9 protein-coding genes, 1 tRNA gene and 1 pseudogene are annotated in these 14,832 nt (G+C 58.0%); 10 read left to right on the top strand and 1 reads right to left on the bottom strand.

The features are described 5' to 3' along the window. The first annotated feature begins 64 nt into the window (after window positions 1-64). From QMK50_RS15430 to QMK50_RS15405, 6 genes are all read left to right on the top strand, one after another. Window positions 65-760, top strand: coding sequence for an ABC transporter permease (locus QMK50_RS15430; RefSeq protein ID WP_159993188.1), 696 nt, complete (start codon window positions 65-67; stop codon window positions 758-760). Next, window positions 757-1,446 (top strand): ABC transporter permease, encoded by a 690-nt coding sequence (locus tag QMK50_RS15425; RefSeq protein ID WP_095167402.1) that lies wholly within the window; start codon window positions 757-759, stop codon window positions 1,444-1,446. The genes QMK50_RS15430 and QMK50_RS15425 overlap by 4 nt, the downstream gene beginning before the upstream one ends. After that, window positions 1,427-2,656: a methyltransferase gene (locus QMK50_RS15420; RefSeq protein ID WP_320333431.1), complete on the top strand. Its 1,230-nt coding sequence runs from the start codon at window positions 1,427-1,429 to the stop codon at window positions 2,654-2,656. Before QMK50_RS15425 ends, QMK50_RS15420 begins: the two co-directional genes overlap by 20 nt. A 354-nt stretch (window positions 2,657-3,010) precedes the next feature. Then, on the top strand, window positions 3,011-3,832 hold the full coding sequence (locus tag QMK50_RS15415; protein WP_095167405.1) for an FkbM family methyltransferase: 822 nt from the start codon (window positions 3,011-3,013) through the stop codon (window positions 3,830-3,832). 78 nt (window positions 3,833-3,910) lie between these two features. Further along, a tRNA-Thr gene (locus QMK50_RS15410) sits at window positions 3,911-3,986 on the top strand. Between the two features lie 171 nt (window positions 3,987-4,157). Continuing rightward, window positions 4,158-5,471, top strand: coding sequence for a tyrosine-type recombinase/integrase (locus tag QMK50_RS15405; RefSeq protein ID WP_320333430.1), 1,314 nt, complete (start codon window positions 4,158-4,160; stop codon window positions 5,469-5,471). 18 nt (window positions 5,472-5,489) lie between these two features. Here QMK50_RS15405 and QMK50_RS15400 read toward each other — a convergent pair whose 3' ends face one another. Further along, complete coding sequence (locus tag QMK50_RS15400) at window positions 5,490-7,478, bottom strand: RNA-binding domain-containing protein (protein ID WP_159993180.1); 1,989 nt, start codon at window positions 7,476-7,478, stop codon at window positions 5,490-5,492. A 1,144-nt stretch (window positions 7,479-8,622) separates the two neighbouring features. Here QMK50_RS15400 and QMK50_RS15390 point away from each other — a divergent pair. From QMK50_RS15390 to QMK50_RS15375, 4 genes and pseudogenes are all read left to right on the top strand, one after another. Continuing rightward, window positions 8,623-9,603 (top strand): annotated as a pseudogene (locus QMK50_RS15390) (integrase domain-containing protein). After that, window positions 9,600-9,875 (top strand): hypothetical protein, encoded by a 276-nt coding sequence (locus QMK50_RS15385; RefSeq protein WP_320333429.1) that lies wholly within the window; start codon window positions 9,600-9,602, stop codon window positions 9,873-9,875. The pseudogene QMK50_RS15390 and the gene QMK50_RS15385 overlap by 4 nt, the downstream one beginning before the upstream one ends. 199 nt (window positions 9,876-10,074) lie before the next feature. After that, the gene (locus tag QMK50_RS15380; RefSeq protein WP_320333428.1) at window positions 10,075-12,447 is read left to right on the top strand and encodes a TOTE conflict system archaeo-eukaryotic primase domain-containing protein; all 2,373 of its coding nucleotides are present in this window, start codon (window positions 10,075-10,077) and stop codon (window positions 12,445-12,447) included. Between the two features lie 822 nt (window positions 12,448-13,269). Beyond that, the gene (locus tag QMK50_RS15375) at window positions 13,270-14,814 is read left to right on the top strand and encodes an OmpA family protein (protein WP_320333427.1); all 1,545 of its coding nucleotides are present in this window, start codon (window positions 13,270-13,272) and stop codon (window positions 14,812-14,814) included. Window positions 14,815-14,832: the final 18 nt, after the last annotated feature.

Here is a 14,832-nt window from a genome sequence, read left to right as displayed (position 1 = left end):
GACCGGTGCGCCCACCCGGCGCGCCGGTCTTTAGCAAAGCCTGCTGCAACTTGAATAGACCTCCATGATTATCGAACTCCAAGGATTCGGCCCGGCGCTCGCCGCTGGCGCGCTGATGACCGTCAAACTGGCTCTCACGGCCTTAAGCCTGGGGCTGGTGCTCGGCCTGCTCGGCGCCTTGGCCAAGACTTCCCCGTACAAGTCACTGCAGTGGCTTGGCGGCACCTACTCGACCCTGGTACGCGGCATCCCGGAACTGCTGTGGGTGCTGCTGATCTACTTCGGCACCGTCAACCTGATGCGTGCCCTCGGCGAGTTTTTCGGCAAACCTGACCTGGCGCTCAATGCCTTTGCCGCCGGCGTGATCGCCCTCGGCCTGTGCTTTGGCGCCTATGCCACGGAAGTGTTCCGTGGGGCGATCCTGGCCATTCCCAAGGGCCACCGCGAAGCGGGTGTGGCCCTGGGCCTGTCGAAATGGCGGATCTTCACCCGGCTGATCATGCCGCAGATGTGGCGTATCGCCCTGCCGGGGCTGGGCAACCTGTTCATGATCCTGATGAAGGACACGGCCCTGGTCTCGGTCATCGGTCTGGAAGAAATCATGCGTCACGCGCAGAACGGCGTGACCATGACCAAACAGCCGTTCACTTTCTATATGGTCGCCGCCTTCATGTACCTGGGGCTGACCGTCATCGCCATGACCGGCATGCACCTGCTGGAAAAACGCGCCGCTCGCGGCTTTGCCCGGAGCAACCAATGAACTGGGAAGTGATCATCAAGTGGCTGCCGAAGCTGGCCCAAGGCGCTACCCTGACCCTGGAACTGGTCGCCATCGCGGTCATCCTCGGCCTGCTGCTGGCCATTCCGCTGGGCATCGCCCGCTCGTCCAAGCTCTGGTACGTGCGCGCCCTGCCCTACGCCTACATCTTCTTCTTCCGCGGCACGCCCCTGCTGGTGCAGCTGTTCCTGGTCTACTACGGCCTGGCGCAGTTCGACGCGGTGCGCAGCAGCGCGATGTGGCCATACCTGCGCGATCCGTTCTGGTGCGCCACCGCCACCATGACCCTGCACACGGCCGCCTACATCGCCGAGATCCTGCGCGGCGCGATCCAGGCCATCCCCCCGGGTGAAATCGAAGCCGCCCGGGCGCTGGGCATGTCGCGGCCCAAGGCGCTGTTCTACATCATCCTGCCGCGTGCCGCGCGCATCGGCCTGCCGGCCTACAGCAACGAAGTGATCCTGATGCTCAAGGCCAGCGCCCTGGCCAGTACCGTGACCTTGCTCGAACTGACCGGCATGGCTCGCACCATCATTGCCCGTACCTACCTGCCGGTGGAGATCTTCTTCGCCGCCGGTATGTTCTACCTGCTGATGGCCTACGTCCTGGTCCGGGGTTTCAAGCTGCTGGAGCGCTGGTTGCGCGTCGATGCCTGCCAGGGACGCTGAGCCGTCGGTGCTGACGGGCGAGCAGTTGCTCGCCCGCTTCAACGCCCTCGATGCCTTCCTGAGCGAGCACCAGGCACTCTGGCGCCCGCGCCCGTTTACCCAGCGCCAGTTGCCGTGGGAAACTACCCACCCGCAACTGGCCCAGTGGTTACGCCAGCGCTCGCTGCAACACGCCGAAGACCACCACAACCATCCCGAACAGCTACTCGCCCCGGCACCTTTCCCGGCGCTGGCGGCGCAGTCGGCGGCCCTCAGCGTGCTCGCGCAATTCCCTGCCAATGCCATCCAACCCGCCGCGCCGCGCCTGAACGTCGACGTTCCGGGGCGCAAATGGCAGCAGATCGAAGCCTTTGCCGCCTGCCTGCAGTTCGCCGAACAACCCCGGCACTGGCTGGACTGGTGTGCGGGCAAGGGCCATCTGGGCCGCCGCCTGCTGCAAGCCGGCCAGCAACTGACCTGCCTCGAGCATGACCCGGCGCTGATCGCCAGCGGCCAGGCCCTGAGTCAGCACCATCGGCTGACTGCCCGGCATCGGCAGCAAGACGTGCTGGCAGCCGATGCAGCGGCCCAGGTCAGCGCCGACCTGACGCCAGTGGCCCTGCACGCCTGCGGCGACCTGCACGTGCGCCTGTTGCAACTGGCGAGCGCCGCCGGCTGCCCGCAACTGGCCATCGCCCCGTGCTGCTACAACCGCACCCAGGCCAGCCAATACCAAGCCCTGTCCAGCGCCGGCAAAGCCTCCAGCCTGCAGCTTTCCCTGGACGACCTGGCCCTGCCGCTCAGCGAAACCGTGACGGCCGGCGCCCGGGTCCGACGCCAGCGCGACAGCTCCATGGCCCGCCGCCTGGGCTTCGACCTGCTGCAACGACAACTGCGCGGGCTGGACCAGTACCTGCCGACGCCGTCACTGCCCAGCGCCTGGCTGGACAAACCCTTCGCCGACTACTGCCGCGACCTCGCCGCACTCAAAGACTTATCCACAGTCGGCACCCAGGACTGGCCGGCACTGGAAGCCGCCGGCTGGCAACGCCTGGCCGAAGTGCGCAACCTGGAACTGGTACGCGGCTTGTTCCGCCGCCCACTGGAACTGTGGCTGGTCCTCGACCGCGCGTTATTTCTCGAATCCCAGGGCTACCAGGTTCGCCTCGGCACCTTCTGCGAAAGTGCGCTGACGCCGCGCAATCTGCTGCTGCTAGCCGAGCGCCATTAAGGGGCATTTTGTCGCAGCGCAGCCTGTGGATAACTCTGTTGATGAAAATCCATCTGGGCCTTTGGATCCAAGGCTTTTAGGGCTAAAAGGCCCTTGGTCATTTTTTGTTCACATTAAAAAACGAACGAAAAAACAGCCAGTTGCGATTTGTTGAGAATTCCTGCAAAAAATCGGTCATCCAGAGCGCCAGACAACTGCCAGTTGTGCATAAGCTTTAAAACCAAAGGACATAACTGCCGAATCCTGGCCTCTAACATGCCAACAATTGCGCGCATCAGATGCAGTTGCTATACACAGTCATCGGGCGCCCAGCGGGTGCCATGAATCGCCGTAACCGACTGACAGGAAGCGCCAGTGACGTTCATTTCCTATGCACAGAACTTCGAAGACATTCGCCTGTGGCGCGCCCTGAAGCACTTCGAAAACGGCTTCTACATCGACGTCGGCGCCAATCAGCCCACCGTGGACTCGGTCACCAAGGCGTTTTATGAACGCGGCTGGACCGGCATCAACATCGAGCCGGTGCAGGTCTACCACGACGCCCTGTGCCAGGAGCGGCCCAAAGACATCAACCTGCAATGCGTGGCCGGCGACAACGCCGAGGCCCTGACCTTCTACGCCATCGCCGACACCGGCCTGTCGACCGTGGAAGCCAGCGTCGCCAAGCAGCACCGCGACGCCGGCATGGACGTGCGCAGCCACACCGTCGACTCCCGCACCCTGACCTCGATCTGCGAAGAACACGTCAAAGGCCCGATCCACTTCCTCAAGATCGACGTCGAAGGCCACGAGGAAACCGTGCTGCGCGGCATGGACTTCAGCCAATGGCGCCCCTGGATCATCCTCATCGAAACCCCCTGGACCCGCGACCAGACCTGGGAACAACTGCTGCTCGACGCCGGTTACCACTCGGTACTATTCGACGGCCTCAACACCTTCTACCTGGCCGAAGAACACCTGCACTTCAAGGGCGCATTCGAACTGGCCCCGTGCAACCTCGACGAATTCCAGTTCTGCTACGGCCACAGCTTCAGCTACCCCCTGACCGACCTGGAAACCGCCCTGCACAACGAACGCCAACGCGCCGACCGTGCCGAAGCCGAACTCCACGCCCTGCGCAACAGCCGCTCCTGGCGAGCCGTAGAAAAGCTCAAGAAAGTGCTGCGCAGAGCCTGACCCTGAGCGCTACGCAAAAATAGTCAGAATTCAGGGGTTTACAGACGCAAAGCAATCGCTATAATCGTCGCCCAACACGCCGGTATAGCTCAGTTGGTAGAGCAACTGACTTGTAATCAGTAGGTCCCGGGTTCGACTCCTGGTGCCGGCACCATACAAGGTTCCAGAGAAGGCTTTCAAAATCTCTGAAACCCCCGAAAAACCCGCCTTCTGGCGGGTTTTTTCGTTTTGGCGTTCCATCGGTTTCCGTCAGAAACTGGTGGATTCCAACCGTTTTAGGGGTAGTGTTAGGGGTAAGGTAATTCGATAAAGGGGGAGTACCCTTATGTCGCGCACCACTGCTCCACTCTCCGATTCGGCTTGCCGCTCAGCCAAGCCCACCGACCGCGCCTACAAGCTTTTCGACGGCGACGGCCTCTACCTTCTAGTCCAACCCAATGGCCGTAAAGGCTGGCGGCGTCGTTACGTCAAACCCGACGGACGGGAAGGACTGACCTCGTTCGGCAACTACCCCGTCATTGGCCTCGCCGATGCGCGCCGCAAGCGATTGGAGGTCAAGCGAATGCTGTCGGATGGCATTGATCCCATAGAGACCAAGCACCAAGCCAAGGCGGAAGCCGTGATCAAAGGCAGAACCTTTGAAAGCGTTGCCCTGGACTGGCATACGGAAATGTCGGCCAAGTGGGCACCAGGCCATTCCAAGACTGTGATGAGTCGCCTCAAAACCCACGTGTTCCCGCTGATCGGCGCCCGCGCCATTGTCGACCTCGACACCCATGACCTCATGCAGCCCTTGGAAGCGATCAAGAAGCGCGGAACGATCGACGTTGCTTTAAGGGTACAAAACTACCTGCAGAGCATCATGCGCGAGGCAAAGCGCCTCCGGCTTATCACCATAAACCCTGCTTACGATCTCGAGGGCTCGATCAAGGCCCCGCGGGTGGTCCATCGCCCCGCTCTACCCTTATCGCGACTGCCGGAACTGCAGGAGCGGATCGACACCTATAAAGGCCGGGCACTTACCCGTCTGACGGTGATGCTGTCGCTGCATGTGTTTGTACGCTCCAGCGAGCTGCGCTTCGCCCGCTGGAGCGAGTTCGACCTCAAGCGCGGCGTCTGGGAGATACCGGACACTCGACCCGCGTTGGAGGGAGTACCCTTTTCCACAAGGGGTACGAAGATGGCAGGGGATATCCATTTAGTACCCTTATCGCCGCAAGCAGTGGCGCTACTCGAAAAAATCCATGCACTCACAGGCAAATTCGCATTGGTCTTCGCAGGGGATGCCAAACCCTGGAAGCCCATGTCCGAAAATACGGTGAACAACGCGCTTCGGACGATGGGATACGACACCAAAACCGATATCTGCGGGCATGGATTTCGTTCGATGGCCTGCAGCGCACTGATCGAGTCAGGATTGTGGTCAGAGACAGCCATTGAACGGCAGATGAGTCACAAGGAGCGCAATAACGTCCGCGCCGCTTACATCCACAAGGCAGAATTCATCGAGGAGCGGAGGCTGATCATGAACTGGTGGAGCCGGTACCTTGAGGCGAATCAACAGGAGCATGTCACTCCACACGAATTTGCGAACCAGACCGGGGCGAACGTCACGCGGCTCAAGGCGAAAAGCCGCTAGAGGGAGTAGGCCGTTAACCTACTCCTCGTCCTGTCCACCCATGTGCGCTTTGTACGCCTGCCTTTCATGAGTCGGCTTGGACGGAAATGCCAACTGAATCTGCCTACTTTTCACCATTCCATTCAGGTACTGCTGACGGAGGGCATCTGGACTGCGCTTTACCAAATTAGCCAAAACGTTGAGCGTCAGATAGTGCTCCTTGCATAGGGTGATAATCACCTGTTGCATACGATCCTTTTGCATGCGCTCTCGATTGCGCGGCTCCTCAGCCAGTATTTCGAGCTTTTCTCGAAACCCTGCATCAAGCCTGTCCAAATCATCGATCAGCGGCGCGTCAATATGATTGCTCAATAAACAGCCATCATCGTTTCGCTGCATATCCAGCTCGACCTTATGTTCGGAGCTACCTGCGTTATGTTCGGAGCTAGCCCCGTTATGTTCGGAGCTGCCGGCGTAATGTTCGGAGCTCTGCAGCGGACCTGCGAACACTTGCTCCGGCGTAGGCAGTTGCTCACCCGGCAGGTGATAAATCATGCCCCGTGAGCGCCCGTCGGGCACAAGGAATCCCTCGCGTACCAACCGCGCAAGCAGTTGGCTCAAGTCATGAGCATGAGTATCACAAATCTCAAGGAGACGATTATGGCTGACCACCCGCTCAATCGCGGCCGTGGCCAAAATCAACCTGGCAGTATGTTCCAAGCTCTCGAAACGAACCCCAAATCGCTCTCGTAACTGCTCCACCACCCCTTCAGGAAGCAAGTCCAACATGCGAAGCTCAAGAAGGGTTTGCTCGGGCTCGGGCTTTTCATAAAGGGCTGGCGGTCGCCAATGCTGGCTGCGCCACCCGCTGTAGATTTTTGGAACCCCAGAACCACCACGCTCGCCAAGGCCTATAAGAAGAAACATTTGGTGCATTAGCCTGTTCCGGCAATCGCTGGTACCACCTTGCAACACCTGCTCAAGGGGTAAACGTAAGCCGCCAGGATTGCGAAAGCCAAACAAGTCAGGACGCTTCACGACTAACACAGAAACCCGCCCGGTATAGTCGGCATGGACCAAGGTATTAACCAAAGCCTCGCGCAGAGCTTCATGTACCGGTGTGTCATCCTGGCGCTGATCACCTTTGAGAACGAACGGTACCTTTAGGTCCTCAACCAACTTGCGATAAACCCGCCGGTAGAAATCAAACAGATTTCCTGACCAGGTTCCATCAGGGACGAGTCTATCCACCCAACGTAGTTCTGTTTTGGCCTGCGGCCGCTCCTGATAGTCCACAAAGTAATGCGGCACACTCTCTTGGATCGAAAGCCAGCGTCCGAACATCAGTAAACCTGCCAGAGTCAGCCCTTCGACTCCGTTCGCGCGGTCCTTTCGCCAGCCGCCTATCTGTCGGAGAAACTCAATCCCTTGGTGCTCCAGCGCTGGATGGCCTGGCTTTATGTCGCCAAGCATCTGGCGGTAGATACGCAGACTGTCCGGATCGATGTCTGCGAAGTCGTAATTTGGCAAAATCCGCTCGTCCCGACAGTCCTCCACTTGCTCTGCGAACATGCGGCGAACATCTTCCTCAGAGCAACGCCGATCACCCTCATGTAATCGACGATAAGTGTTACCTAGCGGCTGACCATTGAGAAATACCGGCTTCTGCTTACGCGAAGCCGCCGGGATTTTCACTTCAAGTACCTGCTTGCCCTCCAGCTCTCTGACGACCACCTCCCGGTCAGTCAGCAGATTGACACTGACCTTGGCCGGATTGTTGAGGGTATTGAACAGGTCAGTACGTACTTTCTCGATATTGGATAGACCTGCAACGCTGAACCGCCCATCCTTCTCGCGCACGCCAAGCAGTACTACCCCACCCTGAGTGTTAGCAAAAGCGGAGTAGGTTAACCAGAAATCCTTAGGCAACTCTCCCTTCCCATCCTGCCCCTGAGCGAGCTTGCATTCGAGCTCGACAGATTCAACCAGCGAGGGCAGGTCTTCAAGGGTGTGGGGATTGAGTGACATCAAAGACTTCCTAAATGATCAGCCTGCTTCACGTAGCTGCAAAAGGTCGAAGAAAAGACATACGTGCGGGGATTGTACTCAGTCTTCCATAGTCGCACGCAACTCGACGAGCGGAGACTAATCATGAACTGGTGGAGCCGATTTCCAGTCACCCATCAGCAGGAGGATGTCACTCCTCACGACTCTGCACGAATGTCACACGGCCAAAAGCCAATCGCGGCGCAGCAAAGTAAGCGTACGTTCTCGAAATCTCGATGATCCGCTTGTCCACGCGGGTCCATCCAAACAGGGCTGCAAAGCCGCCCTGCTTGGATGGACCTCACTTAAAAAAACTAAAGCCCACGCAACTGTCTGTGGAAAACCACTGATCTCCACCGGTGGATAATTTCATCCACAGCCGCAGGACTCCCGAAAACTCGAGCCTTGACCCAAATTATCCACAGGCGTAGAAAAGATAGGGCAAAGCGCTGTCGTTGACAGCAACCCAGGTAGCCAGAATCTTTAAGGCTACGCCACACCGTGGTGGTTCTCCCAAAGTGCGATTAGCGTCCGGCGGCTCGCATGGTCACAGCGATGTGATGGATGCCTACTTTTATCAGTGTGCCCACTGCGGCAACTCATCCCCTTTCATAGCTGCCCTGCAGCAACCTACCCGCTTGGCCATTTCCTTGCGCCAACCGGCGCCCGTCTCTTTCTCCCGGAAAGAGACGGGCGCTCCTACCGCTGCTGCAGCCCATGTCGTACATGGCTTTGCCGCAACTCTCCTCGTGACAATCGGCGTGACAAACGCCGAAGTCACCAGCAACAGCGATGCCGATGATGGTGCCGCAGCCTACGGAATGGACTGCACCTGACTGACAGTCAGGCATGCCCCGGTCATCGCATCACTACCTTCACTCGACTCAGGATCTCGCGGCATTGGTCTCGTCAGCCAGTGCAGCCTCCACCCGCCCACTTCTTTGGAAGTGTTCAGGAGGTCAGATCATGAGATGCCCAAGCTCCCGGTCGTAAAGAGCCGCCAGTCCTGCGTTAGAGGACAACCCTCACAGGTCGCAGGGGCCTTGATCCCTGATAACACTCAACATTCGTGGCGGGATGACGTGAGGAAGGTTTGAAACTTTTTGGCTTCGAGAGGAGTTCGATCATGGCACTGGTAGGTAAACGTGGCGGGCGCAATTTTGGCTATGGCCGGCAACTGAGTTATGCCGGGCCGCAGGCGTTAAAAGACATGTTCGGCGGAGGGCATTACGGGACCGTCAAAGCGCACAGTGATCGTTAGCTGGCATTTGTACGATGGTGTCGGTCTGAGGATGGGCCCGGGTTTAACGATGCGAGGCAAATTGATTGGCGGACCTTGCTGGACTACGCCGGTCATCTGCGTCACCAAGTTGAACAAGGCGCTATCAGCATCGCCACCGCGCAAAACCGGTTGTCCGGCGTAAACCGAACCATGGCCGCACTTCGCGGTGATCAGTATGTGAAAGTGCCGAGTCCGAGCAAGACGCTGGGAATGCGGCGGAACAGTGTTCGTCGCTCGGTGCCGCAAGGCCAAGACCGCGAACACGTGAAGCGGATCGTCGACGTCCTCTGCGAACACCAAATGCCGCGTGCGGCGGCCATCGCCCAGTTGGCGCGAGCCACCGGCATGCGCTTGCGCGAGGCCATCTTGGCCGACCTTCCGCGCCTGCGAAGAGAAGCCGAACACTATGACAAGATCAACATCCAGGATGGCACTAAAGGTGGCCGCGGCGGCGCAACCGCGCCTCGTTGGATCAGGGTGAATGACCATATTCGCGAAGCGCTCAGGTACGCCGAACAGGTCTCTCCCGACGGTAGCCGCAACCTGCTGGCACCGAATGAACGCTACCGCGATTTCCAACAGGTACTCATTCGCCCCGCACGGGAGATTCTCCATACGCACAACCTCAAAGGCTTCCACGAACTGCGTGCGGCTTATGCGTGCGAACGCTATGAGCAGATTACCCATCACCTAGCGCCCATCAACGGTGGCAAGTGCAGGCGCCTCGATCTACGCCTTGATCGAGAGGCACGCTTACAAATCAGCTATGAACTGGGACACGGTCGAATCGACGTGGTATCGGCGTACATCGGTGGTCGGGTATGAATAAACCATTCGATATGGAGATCTTCTTGGCTGGAGTACTGACTGGAGCACATGCCTCACGCGAACGTCACATCCGCCAGGCCAAGACTATTCAAGCAGCCATTTCTGAACGCTGGAACCGAGATAATCCATGGACATGGCAAAGAAAGCATCTCGTTTGGTTTTTGAACCACCACATGAACTCAAACTCGAAATCGACGCGCTACTACTACCTGCTGACCACAAGCCTGATCTCTCTGCGCCTAGGAAAATCCTGGAACTTTCAACGTTAGCCGAATGCCAGCAACTGCGCGCTCTGTATCCCTCACTGGCAGATTGAGCCAGCCAACGATTTGATTGGGATTAGGGCGGACCTCTTGAGCACCCCTGAACCTAACCTCTGTTGTTTGATAACCTCTATGTTTTACTGATGGACCTGAGGGTTGTAGCTTGAGGCTACAGGCTTCACCTGAGACGTAGAGGCTGAAGGCCGTGATAGACACTAGTCTGGTGGCGAAGCTAAGGGCTGAGAATGCAAGATTGGTTGCCTTGCTGGATGCTCATGGCATCGAATGGCGCCCGCCTGCTGAGCCAGTCAAGATAGCGATTGTCCAAGCAGAACAATCACAGCAACTCGATACTGATGGAAAGCTTGCCCTATTCCGAAGCTTGTTTCGTGGTAGGACGGACGTTTATCCCATCCGCTGGGAAAGCAAGGCAGGCAAATCAGGATACGCACCCGCTTGCGCAAACGAATGGAGACCTGGCGTTTGTGAGAAGCCCCGAATTAAATGTGGCGACTGCGGTAACCGCCAGCTGCTTCCGCTGACCGATGAGGTGGTCTATCGCCATCTGGCGGGCGAAGTGGTCGTTGGTATCTACCCCCTACTCTCTGATGACACTTGTTATTTTTTGGCGGTCGACTTCGATGAGGCCGAATGGCGTGATGATTCCAAAGCTTTTGTGCAGTCATGCCATGAGCTGAACGTCCCGGTGGCGCTGGAAATATCGCGCTCAGGCCAAGGGGCTCATGGCTGGATTTTCTTTGAGCGTAATGTTCCTGCCTGCGATGCGCGCCGCCTCGGTGCCGCAATCATCAGTCATGCCTGTGAGCGCACCCGCCAGTTGGCGCTCAGCTCCTATGATCGACTGTTTCCAAACCAGGACTATATGCCCAAAGGCGGCTTTGGAAATCTCATCGCGCTCCCTTTGCAAAAGCGGGCCAGGGCCCAAAACAATAGCGTTTTTGTAGACGACTCGCTTGAGCCTCATCCTGATCAATGGGCCTTCCTGGCATCGATTCAGCGCATGAGTCCAGAAGATATCCAGCCCGTTATTATCCAGGCGATGGGTAATCGGGACCCTCTAGGGGTCGCCTATGTCGATGACGAAGGTGATGCAGAACCTTGGAAAGATCGTGAATCGAGATCACGTAAATTGACATGCCCGTTGCCTGCTGCTGTCAATATCACGCTGGCTAACTTAATTTACTTTGAAAAGTCGGAATTGCCACAGCCATTGGCAAACCAGCTTGTCCGGCTCGCTGCCTTTCAAAATCCTGAGTTCTACAAAGCTCAGGCCATGCGCATGTCAGTGTGGAACAAGCCAAGGATTATCGGCTGTGCCCAGAACTTCCCCAAACATGTTGCGTTACCACGTGGCTGTTTGGATGCTGCGCTGGAGCTTTTAGGGGAAAACGGGGTTACCGCTATTCTTAAAGACGAAAGCTTCGCGGGCGACCCCATCGACGTGAGTTTTCTCGGGACCCTGCGTTCTGACCAAGAGGCTGCTGTCAGCGCAATGCTAAGTCATGACACCGGTATCCTCTGCGCACCGACTGCTTTCGGTAAAACAGTGAGTGCTGCTGCGTTGATTGCCGCACGTGGCATTAACACGTTGGTGCTTGTGCATCGGACGGAACTGTTAAGGCAGTGGCAAGAGCGCTTGCAGGTGTTCTTGGGAGTCGGGAATGGTGTCGTTGGAACTCTTGGAGGCGGAAAAGCGAAGCTTACCGGCATCATCGACATTGCCGTAATGCAGTCGTTATCGCGAAAAGGCGAGATCAGCGATCAGGTAAAAAACTACGGCCAGATCATCGTTGATGAGTGTCATCACCTATCAGCAGTGTCATTCGAGGCACTACTGAGGAGCGCGACCGCGCGGTACGTGCTGGGACTCACGGCAACCCCAGTGCGCCGAGATGGGCAGCAGCCTATTATTTTCATGCAGTGCGGACCGATCCGACATTCTGCTGCTCGGCCAGCGAATGCGCCTCATGACCTATCTGTCGTGCCTCGATTGCTGTCCAAACCAATAGTGGTCCCCGACGGCTTTGGGATTCAGGACGTTTTTCGGCATCTAGCCGACGACTCTGAGCGGACAGCCAAAATCGTCTCGGAGATTGAGCTGGCGTACAGCGAGGGTAGAAAAATTCTAGTGCTAACGGAGCGGACGGAACATGTGGATGCCCTTGAATTAGAATTGAAGCAGCGTGTGCATAACCTTTTCACGCTTCATGGGCGAGTGCCTAAGAAACAGCGCCTTTCCCGTATGCATGAGCTTGAGTCCCTTCCCCCTGATGCTCCACGGGTGCTGTTGGCAACAGGAAAACTAGTAGGTGAAGGCTTCGATCACCCGCCGTTGGACACGCTGGTGCTGGCAATGCCCATCTCATGGAAGGGAATCCTTCAGCAATATGCGGGGCGGTTGCATCGATCGCATGCCGATAAGGCCGACGTGCGAGTGATCGACTTCGTTGACGAGGGTAATGTCGCGCTGCTGAGGATGTGGGATAAGCGCCAGGCGGGTTACAAAGCGATGGGCTACCGTATGGCTGATTCCATGGCCACCATGGACCTACTCTAACTCTAACGTGGTTGACCGTTGACACATCAACGGCCCAACTCTCATAGACGAATGACCGGCCGCTGTGGGGGCAACTCCGGCCCTTCGCCGTTAGTCACGTCAAGCAAGATCCTCAGCCGTACGAGGACCTTGAGGTAGTTTTAGAGGTAGAGTCGCACAGGGCTTTATGTATTAATCAGCTAATTCAATAACTTATTAGATCGTTCGACTCCTGGTGCCGCACCATACAAGGTTCCAGAGAAGGCTTTCAAAATCTCTGGAACCCCCGAAAAACCCGCCTTCTGGCGGGTTTTTTCGTTTTGGCCTTATGCCAACCTCCATTCCCCCCTTCTCCCCCTCCTCCCCAACCACCAAAGTCTGTCAAAAGTCAGATTTGTCGTTTTTCAACATATCACAATGCCACTATCGTTCATTTTCGCTCTATCATGTGCCCATTACCCTCGATCCAATAGCTGACGGCTGTGATGTGCTAGATTTGTCGCCTCTACGCGGCACCTACGAACACGGACGTCCCGGCCTTTAACGCCTGGCACTTATACGGATATTCCCCTCCATGGGCTTTTGCCTGGGTCACTGCATCACCTGTTATTTGCCTGGAGTCCTGCGTTATGCACGCGGCTCGGGCTTCTGCGTGCCTGTCGTTTGTTGGCGCAGGGTTTCGAAAACGCGCACTGCGATCGATCAACAAGCACCGCGGGGATTTTCAATCGCCGGCGGGGCGTCACTCATTCAGCTGCTGGGCTGACAAGAATTTCCGTCTGATGGGCTGACAAGAATTTCCGTCTGATGGGCGGGTAAAGGAATGGGGAAAAGGACATTGGCATGCGTGTAAATGGAAGAGTGAAACCTACGGCCCTTGCGGTGGCGGTAGCGGTCGGCCTGAGTGGTTGTGCGCAGATCGACAATTACATGGGCGAGTCGTCGGGGACCACCGCCTGTATGACGGGCGCCGCCGTGGGTGCCCTGGTGGGAGTGGCCGTGGTGGTACTGACCAAAGGCGACGGCAAGGACATGGTGGTCGCCGGGACCGCTGGCGCAGGTGCCGGTTGTGGTGTGGCCCTGCTGTACCGCGACCGGGTGCAGAAACTGCAGGCCGTGGCCAAGCAGGAAGGCCTGGTGATGCAGGTCAACGAGTTGAACGCCAATGTCGCCGCCACCCCGAACGCCGCGCCGAAACTGCAAGCCGTTGGGGTTGAAGCCCAGGTCCAGTCTTCGGAGATGTTTGCCGTGGGCTCGGCAGAGTTGACTCCGGCCGGTCGTCGCCAACTGACGTCGCTGGCAACGGCGCTGACGGACAAGCAAGCGGACAAGGCGCCGGCCACGAAGAAAATCCTGGTGGTCGGGCATACCGACGCCACCGGCTCGGCTGATTTCAATCAGAAGCTGTCGGAACAACGCGCGCGCGCCGTAGGCCAGATCCTTGCCGATGTCGGTATTCCCCGTCAGAACATTTACTACCAGGGTGCCGGTGCATCGCGTCCGCTGGCCAACAACGCCACCGAGCAAGGGCGCACCGAGAACCGCCGTGTCGAGTTCGTCGAAGTGCAGAGCGAGCAGTTGCTGGTGGAGCGCGTGCGCAATGAGCGCAGCAACGCCAAGTACCTCGCCCATGGCACTGCGCCTGCAACTACCGCCAAGCCGGCGACTACCAAGCCTTCGAGCAAGCCTGCGGTCGTGGCCAGCAAGCCCACGAGCAAGACCCCAGCCCCGGTTGCCCAGGCACCCGCGCCAGCACCTGAGCTCACAGCGCCCGTGGTTGCCGACAGCTCGCCGAATGTGCCGCTCAGCGGCAAGGGTGGTGTCGACTTCGGTGGCCGCCCAGTGACCGATACCCGCTCGCAACTGGCCATGGGCATCACGCCGAAAAGCTCGCCCTTCGCCATCATCGGCACCGCCAACGCTGCGGCCCCGCTCAGTTCTTGCGTTGCCGACATGCCGCGTATCGAGGGTCAGGTCAAGAGCCTGGCGGACGACAAGCCGCTGAAGGAATTCGCCACCACCGAGTTTTTCCCTGGCCTGAACGGCAAGCCATGGGCCACTGCGGTGAACGGTCACTCCGTGGCCGTAGGCCCGATTGCCGTGCTGCGTGACGGCGCCAAAGTGGCCCAGGCACCGAAGATGCAATTGATCACCGACTTCGCCGGCGCACAGAAAAAGCAGAGCCCGAGCTACGCCTCGGTGGCCAACACCTACGAAGGTGAAAACCAGATTCTGTACCGCGTGTTCGCGATCGATCAGCAAAAGTCGCCGGTGAGTTGCATCGATATCGTGTTCGACAAACGCGCCGGCAATGCAGTCGCTGGTGAAATCTATTACCCGAAACAGGGTGACGCTTACGTCGCTCAGTTCACTCCCAAGCGTCGATAAGTAGAGAGGAACCCACCC

Source organism: Pseudomonas sp. P5_152 (assembly GCF_033989915.1).
GTDB lineage: Bacteria > Pseudomonadota > Gammaproteobacteria > Pseudomonadales > Pseudomonadaceae > Aquipseudomonas.
The sequence above is the reverse complement of the archived record's forward strand: the minus strand, read 5'-3'. Positions and strand labels throughout refer to the sequence as shown.